At 38.0% G+C, this 22,143-nt stretch carries 17 protein-coding genes; 11 read left to right on the top strand and 6 right to left on the bottom strand.

Annotation, left to right across the window (positions count from 1 at the left end):
* Positions 1–131 precede the first annotated feature (131 nt).
* The gene (locus N521_RS11635) at positions 132–3,353 is read left to right on the top strand and encodes an efflux RND transporter permease subunit (RefSeq protein ID WP_035391423.1); all 3,222 of its coding nucleotides are present in this window, start codon (positions 132–134) and stop codon (positions 3,351–3,353) included.
* 227 nt (positions 3,354–3,580) lie between these two features.
* Here the strand turns inward: N521_RS11635 and N521_RS11630 are convergent, their stop codons facing one another.
* The gene (locus tag N521_RS11630; protein ID WP_035391422.1) at positions 3,581–4,534 is read right to left on the bottom strand and encodes a nucleoside hydrolase; all 954 of its coding nucleotides are present in this window, start codon (positions 4,532–4,534) and stop codon (positions 3,581–3,583) included.
* A gap of 181 nt (positions 4,535–4,715) precedes the next feature.
* On the opposite strand from N521_RS11630, the gene N521_RS11625 reads away from it, so the two are divergent.
* The 3 genes from N521_RS11625 to N521_RS11615 all read left to right on the top strand — a co-directional run bounded on the left by N521_RS11625 (position 4,716) and on the right by N521_RS11615 (position 11,698).
* Positions 4,716–5,624: a diacylglycerol kinase gene (locus N521_RS11625; protein ID WP_007496845.1), complete on the top strand. Its 909-nt coding sequence runs from the start codon at positions 4,716–4,718 to the stop codon at positions 5,622–5,624.
* A gap of 61 nt (positions 5,625–5,685) precedes the next feature.
* On the top strand, positions 5,686–7,071 hold the full coding sequence (gene rlmD / locus N521_RS11620) for a 23S rRNA (uracil(1939)-C(5))-methyltransferase RlmD (protein WP_035391523.1): 1,386 nt from the start codon (positions 5,686–5,688) through the stop codon (positions 7,069–7,071).
* A gap of 241 nt (positions 7,072–7,312) precedes the next feature.
* Positions 7,313–11,698, top strand: coding sequence for a hypothetical protein (locus N521_RS11615; protein ID WP_051632383.1), 4,386 nt, complete (start codon positions 7,313–7,315; stop codon positions 11,696–11,698).
* A gap of 169 nt (positions 11,699–11,867) precedes the next feature.
* Here N521_RS11615 and N521_RS11610 read toward each other — a convergent pair whose 3' ends face one another.
* Together N521_RS11610 and N521_RS11605 are read right to left on the bottom strand one after the other, a co-directional pair.
* Entirely contained in the window at positions 11,868–12,440 is a 573-nt protein-coding gene (locus N521_RS11610) for a hypothetical protein (protein ID WP_035391420.1), read from the bottom strand.
* A gap of 54 nt (positions 12,441–12,494) precedes the next feature.
* Positions 12,495–12,977: a hypothetical protein gene (locus N521_RS11605; RefSeq protein ID WP_035391418.1), complete on the bottom strand. Its 483-nt coding sequence runs from the start codon at positions 12,975–12,977 to the stop codon at positions 12,495–12,497.
* 348 nt (positions 12,978–13,325) lie between these two features.
* Here N521_RS11605 and N521_RS11600 point away from each other — a divergent pair, with 348 nt between their 5' ends.
* The 3 genes from N521_RS11600 (at position 13,326) to N521_RS11590 (ending at position 16,804) form a co-directional block, all read left to right on the top strand.
* Positions 13,326–14,462 carry a Rap family tetratricopeptide repeat protein gene (locus N521_RS11600; protein ID WP_206677502.1) on the top strand — a complete coding sequence of 379 codons (1,137 nt, stop codon included), beginning with the start codon at positions 13,326–13,328 and terminating at the stop codon, positions 14,460–14,462.
* A gap of 403 nt (positions 14,463–14,865) precedes the next feature.
* Positions 14,866–15,840, top strand: a complete 975-nt coding sequence (locus N521_RS11595) for a tRNA dihydrouridine synthase (protein ID WP_035391414.1) — start codon at positions 14,866–14,868, stop codon at positions 15,838–15,840.
* A 106-nt stretch (positions 15,841–15,946) separates the two neighbouring features.
* Entirely contained in the window at positions 15,947–16,804 is an 858-nt protein-coding gene (locus N521_RS11590) for an SMI1/KNR4 family protein (RefSeq protein WP_035391412.1), read from the top strand.
* 90 nt (positions 16,805–16,894) lie between these two features.
* On the opposite strand, the gene N521_RS11585 is transcribed toward N521_RS11590, so the two are convergent.
* Positions 16,895–17,266, bottom strand: a complete 372-nt coding sequence (locus N521_RS11585; protein WP_035391410.1) for a hypothetical protein — start codon at positions 17,264–17,266, stop codon at positions 16,895–16,897.
* Between the two features lie 181 nt (positions 17,267–17,447).
* On the opposite strand from N521_RS11585, the gene N521_RS11580 reads away from it, so the two are divergent.
* Complete coding sequence (locus N521_RS11580; RefSeq protein ID WP_017366776.1) at positions 17,448–17,885, top strand: Rrf2 family transcriptional regulator; 438 nt, start codon at positions 17,448–17,450, stop codon at positions 17,883–17,885.
* Positions 17,886–17,950: 65 nt separating this feature from the next.
* Entirely contained in the window at positions 17,951–18,865 is a 915-nt protein-coding gene (locus tag N521_RS11575) for an NAD(P)/FAD-dependent oxidoreductase (RefSeq protein ID WP_035391408.1), read from the top strand.
* Between the two features lie 10 nt (positions 18,866–18,875).
* Here N521_RS11575 and N521_RS11570 read toward each other — a convergent pair whose 3' ends face one another.
* Positions 18,876–19,076 (bottom strand): hypothetical protein, encoded by a 201-nt coding sequence (locus N521_RS11570; protein WP_017360433.1) that lies wholly within the window; start codon positions 19,074–19,076, stop codon positions 18,876–18,878.
* Between the two features lie 113 nt (positions 19,077–19,189).
* Between N521_RS11570 and N521_RS11565 the strand changes: the two genes are divergently transcribed.
* Entirely contained in the window at positions 19,190–19,837 is a 648-nt protein-coding gene (locus N521_RS11565; protein WP_025206888.1) for a DUF3885 domain-containing protein, read from the top strand.
* 34 nt (positions 19,838–19,871) lie between these two features.
* Here N521_RS11565 and N521_RS11560 read toward each other — a convergent pair whose 3' ends face one another.
* The gene (locus N521_RS11560) at positions 19,872–21,200 is read right to left on the bottom strand and encodes a 6-phospho-beta-glucosidase (protein ID WP_017366779.1); all 1,329 of its coding nucleotides are present in this window, start codon (positions 21,198–21,200) and stop codon (positions 19,872–19,874) included.
* Between the two features lie 204 nt (positions 21,201–21,404).
* Here N521_RS11560 and N521_RS11555 point away from each other — a divergent pair, with 204 nt between their 5' ends.
* Positions 21,405–22,136, top strand: coding sequence for a MurR/RpiR family transcriptional regulator (locus N521_RS11555; RefSeq protein WP_017366780.1), 732 nt, complete (start codon positions 21,405–21,407; stop codon positions 22,134–22,136).
* Positions 22,137–22,143: the final 7 nt, after the last annotated feature.

The raw sequence follows: 22,143 nt of genomic DNA, 5'->3' as shown, positions 1-22,143 counted from the left end.
GAAATAAGGCCCCTTCAGCTTTAGAATGTTACGTCAAACGCAAGTGAAATGGTTGACGGCATTGTATATCACCGTTTATTATGATATAGAATGACCAGTCAGTCAATACATAAAGGAAAATGGAGGACATAATGAATTCGATCATCAATTTTGTATTAAAGAACAAGTTCGCTGTATGGCTCATGACGATTATCGTAACAGTTGCTGGTCTATATGCCGGATTGAATATGAAACAAGAATCAATCCCGAATATCAACACTCCAGTCATTACGGTTTCTACAACGTATCCTGGCGCAACGCCGGACGAAGTATCAGATAAGGTGACAGACCCAATTGAGAAGTCGATACAAAATCTCAATGGGGTGAATGTGGTCACTTCTAATTCTTTTGAAAATGCCTCATCGATTCAAATCGAGTACGATTACAATAAAGATATGGATGAAGCAAAGAAGGAAATTGAAGATGCCATTAGCAATATCAATTTTCCAGAAAATGCAGAAAAACCAAAAATCACACGTTTTAGCATCAATGCGATTCCAATCTTAGCTCTAAGTGTCTCCGGTGATAAAGAATCATTACAAGACCTGACACAAAAAGTGGAAAATGATCTTATTCCTTCTCTTCAAAGCTTAGAGGGTGTCTCGTCTGTCGAAGCTTCTGGACAACAAATCAAAGAAGTAGAATTTTCTTTTAAACAAAAGAAATTGAAGGAATATGGTTTAGATGAAGAAACTGTCCAAAACATGATCAAAGGCTCTGATGTCAATGTACCTTTAGGGTTATACACATTTGGCAACAAGCAAAAATCAGTCGTAGTGGATGGCAATATTTTAAGTGTTAAAGATTTGAAAAACATGCGAATTCCTGTCACACCAAGTGCAAGCGGCGGTGCGGGAAGCGCAGGAGCTGGAGCGTCTTCTAGCGGCTCAGAAAATGCAGGAGCTCAAGGTGCTGATCAACAGGCTGGAAGTGCAAGTCAGCAGCAAGCAGCAGCAGCTCAGCAACAAACTGGTGCAGCAAGCGGTCAATCTGTAGAACTGCCGACAATCAAACTTTCTGAGATAGCAGATATTAAAGTCGTGAAAGATGCAGAATCGATTTCTAGAACGAACGGAAAAGATAGTATCGGTTTGCAAATTGTCAAAGGCTCTGATGCCAACACAGTGAGTGTAGCAGAAGCAGTCACAAAAGAACTTGATACATTCAAAAAAGACAATAAAGGAATCAAAGTCAGCACGACATATGATCAAGCAGAGCCGATTAAAGAATCTGTCAGCACAATGCTGAACAAGGCGATCATCGGAGCAATCTTTGCGATCATTATCATCATGTTGTTCCTTCGAGATATCAAATCAACATTAATTTCGGTCATCTCTATTCCGTTATCCCTGTTGATTGCTGTTTTATTATTAAATCAGCTAGATATCACATTAAATATCATGACACTTGGTGCCATGACAGTCGCCATTGGGCGTGTTGTCGATGACTCGATTGTTGTCATAGAAAACATCTATCGACGAATGGCGTTAAAAGATGAACCGTTAAAAGGCAAAGCACTCGTTAGAGAAGCCACAAAAGAAATGTTTATTCCGATTATGTCTTCGACGATTGTCACAATTGCGGTATTCTTGCCATTAGCGCTAGTGGGTGGAATGATTGGTGAACTATTCATCCCGTTTGCATTAACCATTGTGTTTGCTCTAATGGCTTCACTACTTGTCGCCATTACAATCGTTCCAATGATGGCTCACAGCCTATTTAGAAAGAACCTGTATGGCAAAGCGAAAAAGGTGAAAGAACACAAACCAAGCAAACTTGCTGGTGGTTATAGACGTGTACTCAATTGGACATTGAACCATAAATGGATCACGTCAGGAATTGCGATTCTGATGCTGGTCGGAAGCTTATTCCTCGCACCACTTGTCGGTGTCAGCTTCTTACCACAGGAAGCAGAAAAAACGGCAATGGTGACATACACGCCAGAGCCTGGACAAACAAGAGAACAAGCCATTGCTGAAACGAAAAAGGCAGAAGATTACTTAATGAAACGTGATCATGTCAATACGGTTCAATATTCATTAGGCTCTTCAAATGCAATGACAGCAAGTGTTGGCGGAAACTCTAACGGTGCATTATTCTTCGTACAATACGACGAGGACACACCGAACTTTGATAAAGAAAAAGATCGTATGGTTAAAGCCCTTCAAGACAAAACGTCTAAAGGGGAATGGAAATCACAAGACTTCTCATCTGCTGGCGCAAGCAATACAGTGACGTACTATGTGTACGGTGACAAAGCAAGTGATATTGAAGGCACAGTCAAAGATGTCGAGAACATTTTAAAAGATGAAAAGAACTTGAAAAACGTCAGCACAAGCTTATCTGAGAAATATGACGAATATACGTTTAATGCAGATCAAGAAAAACTGGCGAAACTAGGCTTAACCGCTTCACAAATCGCACAGGCGATCGCTCCTCAAAGTAATGAAACAACGTTGACGAAAGTAACAGAGGACGGCAAAGAACTAGATGTGAAGCTTCAAACGGAAAAAGATGAATACAAGAGTAAAAAAGATCTAGAGAATAAAAAGATCACAACACCAACAGGACAACAAGTCCGAATTGGCGATGTGGTGAAAGTGAAAGATGGCACAACAGCAAACACTGTGACAAAGCGTGATGGGAAGATTTATGCTGAAGTATCTGGTGACATGACAACAGACGACGTATCAAGTGTGACACAAGATGTCCAGAAGAAAGTTGACAAGCTTGATTTGAAATCTGGCGTTACGATTGATACAGGCGGTGTAAGTGCGGATATTGAGGAATCCTTTACACAGCTAGGACTCGCAATGCTTGCAGCGATTGCGATTGTATACCTCGTTCTCGTCATTACATTTGGCGGAGGTCTTGCACCATTTGCGATTCTGTTCTCACTTCCATTTACAGTTATTGGTGCACTCGTTGGATTGTTTGTAGCGAAAGAAACCATCAGTTTAAATGCCATGATTGGATTGCTGATGCTAATCGGAATCGTTGTAACAAATGCCATTGTCTTGATTGACCGAGTGATTCATAAAGAAAAAGAAGGCCTTTCAACAAGAGAAGCTTTACTTGAAGCAGGTACAACAAGATTACGCCCAATCTTAATGACGGCACTTGCGACAATTGGTGCATTGCTGCCACTCGCATTAGGTTTTGAAGGCGGAAGTCAGATCGTATCAAAAGGACTTGGCGTCACCGTTATTGGCGGTTTAACAAGTTCTACACTTCTCACATTGGTCATCGTGCCAATCGTGTATGAAATCTTAAGCAAGTTTAGACGTAAGAAAAAGTACGCTGAAGAAGAGTAAGAGGAAGCCCCGCTCATGAGCGGGGCTTTCAGCGTGTAGACAAACCCTCGCATTCTTTGTCAGTCCTGCGTGCCGGTGCTCACGAATGTCAAATTCGCTCCGCGCCGGTACTCGTCCTTCCTAGAATTCAAAGGTTTTCTATCACGCTGAAAAGAAGACACAGGGCTAAAAAAGTACATTTTAGTCCTTTGTCAACAATCTGAGCCCCGCTAATAAGCGGGGCTTTTTTATGATGAAATCTGACAAACCGCTTTTCTCATCAGCTCTTCAAATGCCTCGAAAAAGGCATCCCGATCGACGTGGTCAATGACTTGAATCAATTTTCCATCTGGATGTTCTTCAGTACGTCCTTGTCTTGGTGTTTCGGTATAAACAATTGCATTCATTTCTTTTGAACGGGTAAATGAGGTGGATGCAAGAGTGATCGTTGTCAGCACATCCCATAAGTAGTAAGTCGAGTTCGTTTCGTGATGAATGAGAGGCGGACAAAAGGCATAACATTGTCCAATAAAGTCAATCCCGATGTGAGAGCGAAGGGAAGCCCATCGTTGACGGACATCGAGTGTGAGCGGAACCTGATTTGTACTTTCCAGTGCGACCATTTCAATTGGAAAACGCTCTTGAAATACGGTGCTCACAGCATAAGGGTCCCAAAAAGCATTCCATTCTGCTGTTCCATCATGCTCTGGTTCTTCGACATTGCCTTTTTCAAGGAATGTGCCACCCATCCACACCAGTTTCTCAATTTTATTTGAGATGGAAGGATCTTCTTCTAAGGCCCGTGCAAGGTCTGTGAGCGGTCCTGTAAAGAGCAGCGTAACAGGTTCGGTTGACTTTTTCACCATTTCAATCAGGTGAAGATGTGCAGGAAGCTTAGATACTTTTGTATCAATAGCGCCTTTTTCATTTAAAATCGGCAGGGCATCTACATAAAAAGCATGCATACGCCATTCCTTTGGAAATGGATTGACACCTCTAGAATTGGAAGCGGCTACTTCAATCTCATATGGGCTAAAACGATCAATAATTTTCTGAGAAGCGCTCAGCGCAGGCTCTAAATAACAATCAGCAGGAATCACAGACATCCCGATCACTTTCAGGTGTTCCATTTGAAGAAGTAGAAATAAGGACACAAGATCATCAACACCGCCGTCATGGTTGAAATAGACAGGCTTTTTCATGGCATACCATCCTTTTCATCGTTTTCTTTTATCTTATCAGAATGCTGATCTGCTGAGGGAAACGTACCGTGAGATTTCAAATATTAGGGGGTTGTTCTGTTGCCATTTTCAAATCTCATAGTATAATTAAAGGTTGTTAGTGGTGAAAATAGATTGCATAATGATAATAGGATGATGATGAATGAAACGTGCTCGAATTATATACAATCCGACATCTGGACGTGAACTCTTTAAGAAGAATTTACCGCAGGTTTTGCAAAAATTTGAACAGGCTGGCTATGAAACATCTTGTCATGCGACGACATGTGCAGGAGATGCAACACAAGCAGCCGAAAAAGCCGCACAGAGAGATTTTGATTTAATTGTAGCAGCTGGTGGAGACGGCACGATTAATGAAGTCGTCAATGGATTAGCACCGCTTGAAAAAAGACCAAAATTAGGAATCATTCCAGTTGGAACGACCAATGACTTCGCAAGAGCACTTGGCATTCCAAGAGAAGATATTTTAAAAGCGACAGATGCCATCATTGATGGTGTAGCAAAGCCGCTTGATATTGGTAAAGTGAATGGACAGTATTTCATTAATATTGCGGGAGGCGGCCGATTAACAGAGCTGACCTATGAAGTGCCTAGTAAGCTGAAAACCATGCTAGGACAACTTGCGTATTATTTGAAAGGCATGGAGATGCTTCCTTCCATTCGCCCGACAGAAGTCGAAATTGAATATGACGGCAAATTGTTTCATGGAGAAATCATGCTGTTTCTTGTTTCACTAACAAACTCAGTAGGCGGCTTTGAAAAGCTGGCACCAGATTCCATTTTAGATGATGGGATGTTTGATCTGATTATTTTAAAGAAGGTCAACCTAGCAGAAGCCATTCGAGTGGTCAGTCTTGCACTTCGAGGCGAGCATATTCATGATAACAATGTCATCTACGCAAAAGCGAATCGCGTGAAGGTAGATGTAAAAGATAAAATGCAATTGAATTTAGATGGTGAATACGGCGGCATGCTGCCAGGTGAATTTGAAAACCTGTATCGCCATATTGAATTTATTGTGCCAAAAGCAACAGCTGAAAAAATAGGGTGAAGACTGAACTTGGTTCCTTATGGCGACCAAGTTTTTCTTTGCAAATGAGGTGATAAAATTGGTGAAAATGAAACCGCCTGTTCAAAAAAATGAATACTACAATGTAACCTTCGAAGATTTAACGCACGAAGGTGCAGGTGTAGCGAAAGTTGAGGGTTTCCCTGTGTTTGTACCGAATGCCCTTCCTGACGAACAAGGGAAAATCAAAGTCACACGTGTCAAAAAAGGATTTGCTTTTGGACGACTCATGGAGCTGACAAAGGAAAGTCAGCACAGGCAAGATGCGCCATGTCCTATCTATAAGCAGTGCGGAGGCTGTCAAATTCAGCACATGAGCTATGAAGGCCAGCTGCTTTTTAAACAGAAACAAGTAAAGGACGTATTGGAGCGGATCGGCAAGCTTGATATGAGCCGTGTAAAAGTTCATCCTGTACTCGGCATGGAAGACCATTGGAACTACCGAAACAAAGCACAAGTACCAGTTGGCGAACGGGAAGGCGGACTTGTTGCTGGATTTTATCAGCAGCGTACCCATGAAATCATTGATATGGAAAAATGCTTGATCCAGCAATCAGAAAATGACGAAGTGGTACAGGCAGTAAAAGACATCTGCAATGCGTTTGGCATCAAAGCATATAACGAAGAGCGGCATAAAGGCTGGCTGCGTCATGTCATGGTTCGCTACGGCATGGCAACAGGTGAAATGATGGTTGTGTTTGTCACAAGAACGGCTGATTTTCCGCAAAAGCAACAGGTGATTGAGCAGATTATAGCACGCTTCCCACATGTTCGGTCAATTGTGCAAAATGTGAATTCAAAGAAGACAAATGTCATTTTCGGAGACGAAACGACCGTTTTATGGGGAGAAGAATACATTTATGACACGATTGGCGACATCAAATTTGCTATTTCAGCCCGCTCGTTTTATCAAGTGAATCCAGCTCAAACAAAGGTGCTTTACGATAAAGCCCTTGAATATGCGGAGCTGCAAGGAGAAGAAACCGTGATCGATGCGTATTGCGGAATCGGTACAATTTCCTTATTTCTCGCACAAAAAGCAGGCAGAGTCTATGGCGTAGAAATTGTGCCAGAAGCAATTGAAGACGCAAAACGCAACGCTGACTTAAACGGAATCAACAACGTTGAATTCGCAGTCGGCGAAGCAGAAACTGTTATCCCAAACTGGTACCAAGAAGGCATCAAAGCAGATACGTTAGTTGTCGATCCGCCAAGAAAAGGCTGTGATGAAGCACTGCTTGATACGATTTTAAAGATGAAACCGAACCGTGTTGTGTATGTGTCCTGTAATCCTGGGACGCTAGCTCGTGATTTGCGTATTCTTGAAGATGGTGGGTATGTGACGGAGGAAGTGCAGCCGGTAGATATGTTTCCGCATACCTCACATGTGGAATGTGTGGCGCAACTTATTTTAAAAGAAGGCAACTAACCTGTATGGGGGTTGTCTTTTTTTTTATAGTAGGGGATTAAAAAAGTTTTAGTTGAAGTTCTCTCAAACTCTTTGTCGGTAACTACTGGTACTTAATCAGCCAATTCACAGAAAATTTTTTAACTATTTGATATAATAAAAATATGAATAAAATGTAAAATAGGTAATTAAAAGGATGATGAGAAGGTTTGTTATTGGAATATAAGAAAAATCATGGTCGTCGATTAGGGGGGGAATAATAGTGAGCATTTTAGCATATATAGCTGGAACTTTGATTGTCCCAAACATTGCTGGTTATCTTTTGACAAAAGGCTTAACAAATCGAGATGAAAAGAGATTAATTAAAGACATAGAAGATACAGTTACTGAATTTAATCGTAAGTTTGATAATACTGAGGTTGATAGTAACTATTTTATAGAATTTCTTGAACAGAACAGGACTGTTGAAACAATAATACAGAGAGTATTTTATGCATATAACACTTCAAAGGAAGATTACCAAGATATATTTAAGAAACTAGCAAAAGAAGCGGTTGAATTTGTCAATATTAAAAAAGATGAATTTAAGCATACGCCTATTAAGAAACCGACCGATTTTGAAGAGTACTTCTCTGATTTGTTTGATATACTAGTAAATTTTCGAGAATCGTTATTAGATATTAAAGACAGTGCGATTGTATCAATGGTTAATGAGTCAATTGGTAAATCAAAAGGGGAAATTATCAGAACAATTGAGGAGATAAGAGACAATTATTTGTTAGGAAGGAATAAACATCTTTCGTCTAATGAACAAATCAAGCGTAGGCTAGAGGAGTTGAATCGCGAATATAAATCAACTTTTATTCCGTTGGACAATAGTCTTATAAAGAGAAAAGAATTTTCTATATGTAGGCAAGCATTAGATTCAGAGAAATCTTTAATAATACATGGAAAGGCTGGAAGAGGGAAAAGTGGATGTACAGAAGATGTTATCATTTATTGTGAAGAAAATGAGATACCATATTTGGCAATTAAATTAGATAAACGAGTTCCAAGTATGACTGCGGAGAAGTGGGGAGAAGATTTAGGATTACCTGCATCAATCACTCATTGTATCCACAGTGTTTCTAAAAATAAAAGGGCAGTAATTATTTTGGATCAGTTAGATGCCCTGCGTTGGACTCTGGCGCATTCTAGAGATGCTTTATTAGTATGCTCTCAGATTATTAATCAAATAGAGGTATTGAATAATGATAGAGCAAACAAGATATCTGTTGTTTTTGTGTGTCGAACTCATGATTTGGAAAACGATAATAATATTAGAGCATTATTTAAAAAAGATGATTCAAAAGAGAACGTTATTCAATGGGATAGGGTTCAGGTTAATGAGTTGGACGAGGATTTAGTTGAAGGTATTGTTGGAAAGCGTTATGAGCAACTAACAAGTAAACTGAAAGAGATACTAAGAATTCCAAGTAATTTATATATTTGGAAACAGCTAGATCCTGGTAAAGTATATGAAGAATGTTCTACAGCAAGCCATTTGATCTCTGAATGGTGGGGGCAGCTATCAAATAAATGTTTTGAATTTGGATTGAGAGAAGACAATCTATTTCAGATTAAAGATAAAATAGTAACATTTCTAGAGAGATCTAGTAAAATATTTATTCCTTTAAGTATATTAAACGAAAATAAATCATCTTTAGAATTTTTATCTTCAAATTCTTTCTTAATTATTCAAGGAAAGAAAGTTTCGTTTGCCCATCAATCTATATTAGACAGTTTTTTAGCAGAAAAGATGCTTCAGAGATATTATGATGGTGAAGATATTGTAGATATTATTGGTACTAAAAATAAACAAACACCTGGTAAAAGATATCAAGTGCAAATGTTTATGCAAAATTTATTTGAAATTGATAGCCATGATTTTATTACTGTTGGACAAAAAATGTTTGAAGCAAAACAAATCAGGTATTTTGTCAAATTTGTTTTTTTCGAGGTGCTAAATCAGATAGATAAAATAGATGAAAATATACAAAACTTTATAGTGAATAACTGTGATAATGAAAGTTACGGCAATCACATTATTAATAACGTTATATTTTCAAAGCCCAATTATATTAAGTTGCTTAGACAATGTGGCATTTTAGAGAAATGGTTTAACACCCCATCTAAGAAAGATATGGTTATCAATTTCTTTGTAAGTATAAGCCCAAATTTTGAGTCTGAGGATATTACGTTTATTGAAAAATATTCATTTAATTCACAGGAAGACGATAATAAATTCTCTAAATGTTTTTTGCGCGATATAAATCAAGATACGGATGAGTTATTTGAATTAAGAATGAAATTTTATAAGCGATATCCGCGAATGGCTGATAACTATCTTGATTTTAAGTCGATGCTCAAAAATAGTGAATTAAGAACAATACGGCTACTAGCTTTTTTATTGGAAAATAAAATTAAAAGCAAAGGGAAACAAATTTATTATTACGAAGAAACATTTCTCTATGAAGACTCTGAAATTCTAATCAATAATGGAGAAGAGGTTCTTAATTTATTATTACCACTCGTTCCAATAGATAAAGACGTAAGCTTTATTTATAGTGGTTGGTCTGGGGAATATATTCATAAAAGAGGGCTAGAAAGGGCTTGTATCCAAATTATAAAGAAAGCGAATGCCGCAATAATTTCTCAACAACCGAAAAAATTCTTTGATCGCTATAAAGAGTTCATGGGAAAAGGTAATGATTTATTTAATGAAATTATATTGGATGGATTATCCAGAGTATCAGAAAGTTATAGCGATGTTGTTATTAATTATTTGTGCAGTGATTTCAACAGTAACGTATTCGATAATACAAGTGGCAATGGTGATAAATTACTTCTTGCCAAACAAATATTAGAAAAACATACGAGATACTGTAGTGAGGATATTTTCAATTTATTAGAAGAGAGAGTTCTAAGTTATCTTTCTCCGCAAGCTAAAGACTTATATCGTCGTAGAATTAATTATAATAGAGAAAAAAATGGTCGTACAGTTTATTTGAGTTTTTGGGGTGATTTTCAAAAAGAAATTTTAGAAGTTCTTCCCTATAATCGATTGAGCATTCAAGCAAAAAATTTGTTGCGTATTTTAAGACGTAAATTCCCTAAAGGGTCAACTTTATATAAATATTCAGATGGACACAGCGGATCGATAAGCTCACCCGTGGCGGGGAAAAAATTAAATAACAAAAAGTGGATAGAGATTTTAACTAATAAAAAACTTATTCAAAAAGATTCTTCCAGATGGATAGAGGTTCCAGAAGGTTTTATTAGTTCTTCTATTGAAGAATTTGCAAGTAGTTTTAGTAAAGCTGTTTCTGAGGAACCTGAAAGAATGATAAATCTAGTTCTTTCGAATAAAGAGAAAGTTCTGGAATCATACGTAGATTCCTTATTTAGTGGCGTTGCATCTAGTAAGGCATTGGGGGATGTGCCGATAGAGTTATTGGAAAAAATGATTTTGACCTATCCATATGATTATACCTCATATCGGGCGAACGATATTTGCTCAATCATTAGAGACAGGAAAAACGTAAATTGGTCTCAGGAGATTTTGGATATTCTAAAGGATATTGCGATTAACCATAATAACCCAGAATTAGGAATTGTGAATGTAACTAATAATGAGGATAAAGAAATGCGTAGCTATGCCATGCTACAAAGTAATGCGATTAACTGTGTAAGGGGTAACGCAGCTCAAGCAATAGCTGAGTTATTATGGAATGAAAGAACTTTGTTTAAACAGTTTAAAGATACAATTGAAAGATTGGTATTTGATGAAAATCCGGCAGTGAAGTTAGCTAGTTTATTCGCATTATGGCCTGCCTATAATATTGAAAGAAAGTGGGCATCAGAGATAATATTAAATCAATATGATAAAGATTACAGGTTAGCAGGTTTCTATGATACGAAAAATATGCTCTTTTTGCTTTATCCTAAATATCGTGAACAAGTACTGAAAACTATAAAAAAATGCTACGAATCCGAAGATAAAGACCTAATTGATATGGGTGCAAATTGTCTTTCAGAAATGTTTATTCGTAATAATGAATTTTCCGAAATAATTAATAACGTAGATGCAATGAGTGAAGCACAAGCAAAAGCCATACTTTCTATGGCTACTAACTATTTTAACAAAGGTGAATTTAATTCAATAGTAAAAGATTTGATACGTAAATTTAAGGCAAGTGCATTAGATCTCGAGATGCCAATTTCACGATTATTTTATGATGATCTCATTGATTTAAATAGAGATAAGGATTTTTTGATTGAAATAATGAATTCTAGTTTAAACCGTAGAATGGTACATGCATTTGTTCGTTATCTTGAAGAAAAATCAAAATCAATTGTTGATTACAAAGATATTATATTTTCAATGAGTTACCACTTACTTGGAAACGATGTTGGTAAGTTTGAAGATATTTGGGGGATAGAAGATGAAATTTCTAAATTAATCATTGGATTATATGACGAAACCTCTAATTCAACTATCCCTGAGATAAAAGATATTGCAAATGAATGTCTTAATATGTGGGATTTGATGTTCGAGAATCAATTTGGTCAAATTAGATCCTTGAGCCAAAAACTAATGGAAAGGTAAGAAGATGTTGTATAACTCCTATGTATATCAGTTTTACACCTTTTGACCTCTTAAGTACTTCATTTTTTTCACGTAATTCAAAAGAAAAAATTCAGATATCTTGAGTAATCTATATTCGTCCCTTATGTTAATTAGATAAATTCTATACATCAATAAACCCCCTTCTCCATTATAGGATAGGGGGTTCTTCTTCTATATTCTGATTTTTTTGATCTAGTGCGGAGGATATGATATCAAGTCCGATGTATAAAAAGCTAACAAAGAAAGATAAAATTAATACACCATTCCCCCATATAGAAACTTCAATTATCTTTAAATTGAGTACATATTTAATCGTGAAGTAAATAAGAGCCCACGAAGCAAAAAATTCTAAAATATAAGTTATCCATTTTGGGACCTTCAACAAAAAAATAATTCCTTTCCCTATAAATAAAACTATAAATGACCAAAAAATTACGATGATGCTAACTAACAAAGAAAAGGTCACCAAAGAGAAAAATGAATCATAAATTATGTATTCGCCGAAAAGAAAATTTACTCCCAATGATACTAGGTAAAGCATGAAAGTCGGAATAGCAATAACGAAACCAAGGGAAAAACATATTAGTAAAATAAGAAGAACGGCAGCAATAGCACCTGGGGGTTCATCTACAACATTTTTTTTCCTTAAAAAAGTATAAAATATGATAGAAACTAAAAGGAGTATTAAAAAAGTCAATGAAATCACATAAGAAAAAGACAATATATACCCTCCATAAAAAGCGCTATTAGAAAACTAATAGCACTTATTGTTTATTTAAATAAGAGTAATGATGAATTTTGCCAAAGTTTTAGCAACATCTTTAGGTGCACCCATTTTAACAAAAGCTTTTACAAACTGTTTTTCTGTCCACTTTTCCCCTTTATCCATTACCTTTGCGATCTTAGCAGATTTCTTTCTGATCCAAGCAGCAACCTTTGGATTAAAGGGTTTCAATGCTTTTGATAGTAACCATCCACCAGAACGTAAAGCACCTCGGAATGCTTTATATGACCATGAAACAGCCCCTTGAGTAGAAACTTCCCCGTTTGCGGCTGTTTGAGTTGTTAAAGCATTTGACTGAATAGGGCTAGTGCTGTTATTTGTTGCGGCTTGTTGTAAAGATGTTTTATATACCTTTGTATGTACTGGTGCTATTGATTTAGTTGGCTCCGCTGCAAACGCAGTAGTCGCACCAAGACCGGAAGTTAATAAAGTTGCGCTTAATAGTACAGGAACAAATTTTTTTCTAAAAGTCATAGTAATTTCGCCTCCGAAAATTTAATGAAGAGGCTGTTTATAGTGCTAAAAAAATCTTGTTGTTCGAGCCTCAATTATAAAATACATCTTGAGAAAAAACAGTGGCATATGTCTTGAAATTCTTATAGGACTTTGATATAAGATAATCACTCCTTTTTTTGATTTACATAAAAATTGTAACAACAACCAAATTAAGGGTAAATGGTATTTCAATACTGTATTTTTTCAATATTATACATTTGTGTGTCTATATAATTGTATTTTATGGAGAAATTGCGGTTTCTTTTCGGTGTGGAATTATTTTGAAAATGATAATATATGTAATTATAGGGAATAGCAAGAAAGGGGATGGTAGGAGTGGAGAAAATTCTTTCTTCTCAAGTTGGTATATTAATAAATGATTGGTATAGATTTATAAGGACATTCAGCGTGCCGGATGCAGAGATTTTAAAAGAACAGGTTGAAAGAGAAATAGAGCACATGGAAGAGGATCAAGATTTACTGCTATATTATCAATTAATGGAGTTTAGGCATCGACTCATGCTTGAAAGTCTTGTGCCTATTGAAATGAATCAACAACGCCCCACTTTACCCGATTTACTCAGAGAAATAGAGAACAAACAGCCCCACGTCAAAGGAACGCTTGACTACTATTCAAACTTCTTTAGAGGTATGCACGAATTCCACCAAAAAAATTATGTTGCTGCTATAAATTTTTACAAGACTGCTGAAGAACATTTAAAGAATGTTCCCGATGATATAGAAAGAGCCGAATTTCATTACAAACTAGCTGATGCATATTATCGCATTGATCAACATTTCGTATCGTTAAACCATTTGGAAAAAGCAAAAGAAATGTATTCAACAAGCGAGTTTTACAAAGCGAAAGTAGTCGGTTGTAATATCAAATTTGGAGCGAATATGTACGACTTATACCGCTTAGATGAGGCAGAATCTTATTATAGGGAAGCCTTGAGCTTGGCTCAAGAGCTTAATGAGGAAACAGCCCAACGGATTATTGGTGTAATACATCATAATTTAGGTTTAGTGAAAAAAAGAGCCGGAGAAATTGAAACCGCAGAAAATGAATTTCTAAATTCAATTCAAATAAAAGAACATGCCGAAACGATCTCGGGAATTAGAACACTTTATATGTTGTCCTGGGTATTCTATGAACAAGATAAAAAAGATAGAGGAAACCAATATTTCACCATTGGCTTAAATAGAGCTAACTTTGCAGACGACCAAGAATATATAGCTAAATTAAAAATCATTTATGCGCTTTTTGAAGAATATAATGAATCGGAGGTAAATGAAAGCCACAGTTATTTAGAAAGCAAAAGTTTGTGGCAAGATGTAGCGGAGTTATCAGAAAAACTCGCAGATTATCATTATCAAAAAGGGAATTTTGAATTGAATAGAGAATATCTAAAAAAGACCATTAAAGCACAACAACAAATACTAAAAATGGCGGAGGCGTTATGATGAAAAAGTTATTTATCAGTTTAACAATTTTTTCTGTGTTATTCGCTGCCGGTTGGTCACTTGATAAAATCATTACTTCTAACACTTATCATGTAACAGAAAAGGCAATTACAATTTAAAAAGCCCCTGCATAGGGCTTTTTTATTTGAATATCTTTTCATTAGTTTGCCGGATGCTGTTCCTGCTGCCCGTCGCGTGACACGTTTCCCAGAAGTAGCTTTTGAACGGCGTTTACGACTCCTCAAATTTTTGATATTTTATAAAGTGCTGATAGTATTTTGTTCATTTTATACTCCTTTTGCGTTGAATCCTTACAAAAGTATATAATGATAAAAATTGCTGAAAGAATTTACAGAAGGACATGCCCTTTAGGTGCTATGTCATGAGAGGAATTGGATGAAAGATGAGTAAAAATTTCTGGCGTGATTTACCACGGCCATTTTTTATATTAGCACCAATGGAAGAAGTGACAGATGTTGTGTTTCGTCATGTTGTGAGTGAGGCGGCGAGACCGGATGTGTTTTTTACAGAGTTTACGAACAGTGAGAGCTACTGCCACCCTGATGGCATTCAAAGTGTGAAAGGCCGTTTAACGTTTACAGAGGATGAGCAGCCGATTGTTGCTCATATTTGGGGAGACAAGCCTGAGAACTTTAGACAAATGAGCATTGGAATGGCGGAGTTAGGATTTCAAGGGCTTGATATTAATATGGGCTGTCCTGTCCCTAATGTTACGCAAAACGGAAAGGGCAGTGGATTGATTCTTCGTCCAGACGTTGCGGCAGAGCTGATTCAAGCGGCAAAAGCAGGGGGATTACCTGTTAGTGTGAAAACAAGACTAGGGTTTACAGAGGTCGATGAATGGCGTGGCTGGCTCAGACACATTTTGGAGCAAGACATTGTGAATTTATCGATTCACCTTCGCACAAGAAAGGAAATGAGCCAGGTGGATGCGCATTGGGAGCTCATTCCTGAGATTAAGAAATTGCGTGATGAAGTAGCACCTGATACGCTTTTGACGATCAATGGTGATATTCCTGACCGTCAAACTGGCTTAAAGCTAGCTGAGCAATATGGAATAGACGGAGTGATGATTGGACGTGGGATTTTCCATAACCCATTTGCTTTTGAAAAAGAGCCGAAAGAGCATACGAGTGACGAACTGTTAGGTCTTTTAAGATTACACCTTGATCTTCATGATCAATATTCTTCATTAGGTTTGCGTCCATTCAAGGCACTGCATCGTTTCTTTAAGATTTATGTAAAAGGATTCAGAGGAGCGAGCTTCCTAAGAAACCAATTAATGAACACATCATCAACAGATGAAGTGCGTGCAATGCTAGATGAATTTGAAGCGAGAAATCAGGAACAATCATAATCAACAAGAGGAGGGGGAACCCTTCTCTTTTTTTATGAATAGGACTATTAAACTAGGTTTCTTAAATGGTAAAATGAGATAGAAATAACAATTGGAGGTATTTTATTTGAAACCATTTTGGGACACAGACAGAGAAAGTGAAGAGACATTTAAGAAAATCAATGAAAAAGGCATTGCAAAAGCGGAAAAGAAACTAGGCATCATCTTGCCTGATACATATAAGAAACTGATTCTCGAACAAAATGGCGGTTATACCTTGCATAATGCTTTTCCAACAGATCAGCCGAATGGATGGGCAGAGGATCATGTGTCATTTGATCATTTAAGAGGAATTGCCAAAGGCGAAGGCATCATGGATAGTAATTATTTAATAGAAGAATGGGAATTGCCTGAGGGACTTGTGCTTATTTGTGGGGATGGTCATACGTGGATCGCATTGGATTATAGAGAAACAAAGGAACATCCGCCAATTCATTACTTTGATCTAGAATATGAAACGGATTTTAAATTAACGGATTCGTTTGATGAATTGATTGCGGGGCATTATACCGCAGAGGATAGTGAAGAAGATGGGATGTCAGATGAAGAGTGGCAGGCTGAATATGAAAAGCAGAATCCGCCATTATCAAAAGAAGAAGTGAAAGACATATTGAAGACTCGAGACCCTGAGGCACTTCATAAAATTGTATTTTTTCATTTAGACCAAATTGATGATATCAAGTGGTTTTTTTCAGAAGTAGAAACTTTTATGAATTCCATTCAAGACGAAAATATGTTAGTAACTGCTGGCTGGGCGCTCAGCACAATCCTTACACTGAATGATGTGGTGGTTAAGCAGAATGACGATATTTTTCAAAGGGCACGTCGTTTTGCGGAGCAATTGAATCAATCAAAAATAGAAGAAATGCATGAAATCGCTTTTAATATATCATTATGGTTGGAATTTGATTTAGAAGAGCAATAAGAATATCTATTTCATGTGAAAAATATCAGAAATAGAAATCTTTTAAATTATTAAAAAGACCCCCTCACCAAAAGGGGGTCACCAATTCCTTTACTCCGCACTCTCCTCAACCTCACGGCTATCTTCTGTTTCACCAATATAAATAGGACCGTTTGCATGGTCGATTCGGATTGGCCATTCGTATGGGACTTGCAGGCGTCGTGCGATGGCTCTCCAAAACTTTGCAGAATCAAATTCTAGTTCTTGAAAGTCTTTAAGCAATTCTTTATAAGAAGAACCATCAAATTGAATGTACGAGTCTTGCAGACGCATAAAGGCGAAATGTCTCACTTCTAATGCTGCCGCAGCTTCCATTTCTTCTTCTGTTGCTTCGCCAATGATTGTTCCTGCGGGTGGAAGCATGTCGTATACGTTAAATTCCTCTTCTTCTTCGTGTGCTGCATTGTGCTGTTGATCTGACATTTTTTTCACTCCTTCTAGTCTTCATCAAGCTTTTATTCGTGCTTACTTCTATTATCGGAAGGAAATGCGAAATGTGGAATGAAAAAAGAAGCAGATCCACAATACTTGCTTTTTCTTCTTGAATCTTTTATGATCAATTACAGATATAAAAGGTCTACAATAGATAGAAAGGAATGTTTCTATGAAATATTCTAAAGCGACCAACTATGCGCTGCATACGATGGTCTTTTTAACCCTTGCACCAAAGGGGAAAGCAATAGGCGTTGAACCTCTCGCCAAGATGCAAGATCTTTCACCCACTTATTTATCCAAAATTTTAACAAAGCTTGTGAAGGCGGGATTAATTGAATCAACACCTGGCGCAAAAGGTGGTTACACCATTCTGAAAAAGAAAGAAGACATTTCGTTTTTAGACGTCATTCAGGCGGTAGAAGGACAAACCCATTTATTTCGTTGTTCTTTAGAACATGATTCTTTCATGCCTCACGATGGCTGTTTGATTGAACAAGTCATGCAGGATGTTGAAATGAAAATGCAGGAGACGTTAAGTCAAAAGCGGTTAGTTGATATTGCAAGCCAAATAGAGCAGACAGAAAAAAATCCATTTTTCAAGATGTGATTTTTTTTGAGTAAATTATAGATATTAAGAGTCTTTAAAGTCTTTTATAAAAAGGAGAGATTGACATGTTATTAGATTGTGCCATTATCGGAGGCGGACCAGCCGGATTAAATGCAGCTCTTGTTGTGGGGCGGGGCAGAAAACAGGTCATGGTATTCGATGATGAGATGCCAAGAAATCGAGTGACTCAGGAATCACATGGATTTATTACAAACGATGGAATGACACCGTTTGAGATCAGACAAGCAGGAGAAGCGGATCTCCAAAACTACCCCAATATCCAAATCAAACGAAGCACAATTGTGGAGATACAAAATCATGAGGACAACTTCGCGTTACTGACACAAGAAGGAGAAAGATTCGAAGCGAAAAAAATCATTTTGGCAACTGGACTTCAGGATATATTGCCAAAGATCAACGGGATTCATGATGTGTATGGAAAGACGTTGTTTAGCTGTCCTTTCTGCGATGGCTGGGAGCTGAAGGACAAGCCACTTGCCCTGATTGCAGAGAACCAGCGTGCTTTGCATATGGCGAAACTTCTTTCCAATTGGACAAAGGATTTGATTGTGTTTACAAATGGACAGCAAGTGTTAGCTGAAGAGGAGAAAGCACTGTTATCAGCACATTCTATTCAAGTTATTGATGTGCCAATTGTAGCGATCCATCATGACAATGGTCAGCTACGCTCTCTTCAGCTTGCAAATGGAGAGATAGTGATAAGAGAAGGCGGATTTGTCGCAAGTGATTTCAAGCAGTCAACCCCTTTTGCTGAAAAACTAGGCTGTCAAATGACGAAAAATGGGGGCATTGAAGCAGATATTCTTGGGCGTACAACCGTCAGCGGTATTTTTGCATGTGGTGATAATTTAGGCGGGCCTGCTCAGCTTGTTCTTGCAGCAGCAGCCGGAAGTCAGGCAGGAATGGGCGTGATTCATGAACTTGTGCAGGAAGAGTTTCAACAAAAAACATCTCTGTAAAAAGAGATGTTCAGCGATGAGCGATTTTCCGTTTTGCTAAGACGTGAGCAGTCCATTCAAAAAGTGCGTAGATGACAAAGAAGATTAGGATCCAGCTACTGACATCGACCCATACATTGGTGATTTGAATGATGTTCGCCTGATCAAGTCCAGTCTGTATCCACATCGTGATCAATGCGGTGAGGAACACCTGTAAAAACCATTTTTTCAATTGGCCACACCTCCATCTCTTTCTATCATATAAGAAATGACAGTTTATTTCCAATTGAATTTCCATTAGTTTCAACGGTAAAATAAGAAATAAAACCAATGGAAGGACATGAGATGAGCGATCAAACCAATCGTTTTTTAAAAAGTCATTTTCCTGAACTTGTCCTCACACCGCCTCTTTTTTATAAGTGGCCTTTTGGTCTTCGCTTTGAAGTGGCAGATTGGTCATTAGGAGAAGAATCGGTTGTATTAGAAAAAGCAGGCAATCGGGCTTTGAAAATCGTTAGATATGCTTTTGATCCAGAAGACGATATTCTACTTGTCACGGATGTCTATACGCAGCATGAACATGAATTAACGAGGCAAAAGCTCCTTGTTTATCAAAAATATGCCGACCGACAAGTGCGTCACCGATTGCGTCACGAGCGTTTGACCTATATACAACCAAAACAAGAAGAAACAATGAAAATAGAGAGATTTACACTCAAGTGTCAGCTGCAAGATATTCGATTGCGCCCGCTTCTACAAGCCATATGCGAAGAGGATTTCTACAAACCGAATCAAATCTTGAAAGGAAAGCTTGGTTATGACATTTATCTCATCAATCTCTCAAAACAGATGATTTTCCACTTATATGATGATCGAGGCTGTGATCTTATTGCGGCAGATCCAGAACATCTGCGTCCAGTTTATGAAGGTTTAAAGCACTGGCTATTAGACTATGACCGTGCTCAGATGGATCAGTTGTTTGCCGGGAAATAAGAAAAACCGCACTTTTGACAAGTGCGGCTTCTTTTTATGCTTCAACTTTATTGAAAAACTGTGGTAAGTAGTCTTTGTGTGCTTCTAGCATTTCATCTAGGATGCTTTTTGCAATGGCATCTGATGGGACGAGCGGATTGATGGTCATGGCAACAAGGGCTGTGTTGTAGTCACCTGTTACAGCTGCTTCAGCGGCTACACGTTCAAAGGATTTAATTTGAGAAATAAGTCCTTTGACAGCAACCGGCATTTCACCAACAGCGATTGGTTTTGGGCCGTCTTTTGTGATGACACAGTTCAGTTCAACGGCAGAATCATTTGGAATGTCACTGATGGCGCCATTGTTGATTGTGTTTACAGGCTGAATGTCGTGCTTGTCGTTATAAATGGATGCGATTAAGTTACATGCTGCATCACTGTAATAAGCACCGCCTCGTTTTTCAAGCTGTGGCGGCTTAATATCAAGATCAGGATCTTTGTAAAGTTCGAACAGGTCATTTTCTAGTGCACGAACGACTTCTGCACGAGTTCCTTCATTTTCTGCTGCTTTCTTTTCTTCAGCCAACATATCACTTGTTTTGTAATAGTAGCGGTGGTACGGACAAGGAATCACACCAAGCCCTTTTAAGAAATCTGCATCCCACGGAATCGCTTGAATGTTGTTCATGGACATGGTGGAGTTTGGATCTGCCATGTCTTCGATCACTTGATCCATGATGCTTTTGCCATCTAAGAACACGTTCAATCCAAAGACCATATGGTTTAATCCAGCAAAGCTGACTTCGACTCTGCTTGCGTCGACATCAAGTCCTTTGGCGATGCCCATGCGAATGCCGATTGGTACGTTACATAGTCCAACGACTTTGCGGTGGTTTGAATAGCGAAGTACGGCTTCTGTGACCATACCAGCTGGATTTGTGAAATTCACAAGCCAAGCATCCGGGCATAATTCTTCAATATCTTTCACAATCTCAAGAATGACAGGGATGGTGCGCAGGCCTTTGAATAGACCGCCTGGACCGTTGGTTTCTTGACCAATGACATCATATTTTAAAGGAATGCGTTCATCCTTCATACGTGCTTCCAGTAATCCGACGCGGAATTGTGTTGTGACGAAATCAGCGTCTACCAGTGCTTTCCGGCGATCTAAAGTTAAATGAACCTCGATTGGAAGTCCCGCTTTTTTCACCATGCGTTTTGCAAGATTTCCGACGATCTCAAGCTTTTCTTTACCTGCTTCGATATCGACGAGCCAAAGTTCGCTTATTGGAAATTCCTCGTACCGTTTAATGAATCCTTCGACAAGTTCTGGTGTATAGCTTGATCCTCCGCCGATTGTGACAACCTTTAATCCTTTTGCCATGTTCTGCACCTCCGAATAATGTAACGCACAATGTTATAATAGAGTGAATCAATCTTTTATCATTTGTTTGTACATCTATAGCTTATCGTGAGAGTACCTTGTGCGTAAACGGTTTCAGCGTCTTTAGGCAAGGGTGCCCTATTTAGAGATTTGTTACATAAAAGAAACGTGTTGTGTCATGTTGTTGGAGAAAGGGGAAGTCAGATGTTTTCAAGTGAGGTCATTTCCAGCTTTAATGAACTAGAAAGCGCTTTATACCGATACATTATGGAAAACAGTGAAAAAGTCGTCTATATGAGAATTCGTGATTTGGCAGATGCCGCACATATATCGACCTCATCTGTCCTTCGCTTTTGTCGAAAAGTGAATTGTGAAGGCTTTTCAGAGTTTAAGGTGAAGCTCAAAATGTATTTAGAAGCAGAACAAACACCTTCTTTGAAAAGCACACAGCATTTCCTGTATGAATTTATCGAACGGACACTTAAAGGAGATTTTGAGGAGAAAATTAAAGAGGCAGCGAAGCTCATTGCGGATGCAAAGAATGTGCTGTTTATTGGGACGGGCAGTTCTGGTATTTTGGCGCAGTATGGGGCAAGGTACTTTTCAAGTCTGGAGAAATTTTCGTTTTATATCAACGATCCGTTTTTCCCGATGAATATGCAGTATTTAGACAATAGTGTCACCATTGTGCTGTCGGTATCAGGAGAGAACAGTATTACGATTGATCATATTTCGAAACTAAAAAGAGAAGGCAGCACGATCATTAGTATTACAAACAATCAGCACTGTACAATTTCTCGTATTTCTGACTTAAATATTGCTTATTACGTCACAGATGAACGAGTCCATAGAGCCAACATCACCACACAGACACCCGTTGTGTATATCCTAGAGGCAATGGCGCGTGACATGTTTGCGATGTTAAAAGAAAAGTAAAAGAGCC

It is taken from the genome of Bacillus sp. UNC125MFCrub1.1, from assembly GCF_000701305.1.
Lineage (GTDB): Bacteria > Bacillota > Bacilli > Bacillales > Bacillaceae > Bacillus > Bacillus altitudinis.
Note: the sequence above shows the minus strand (reverse complement) of the source record. Positions and strands in the feature narration are given on the sequence as shown.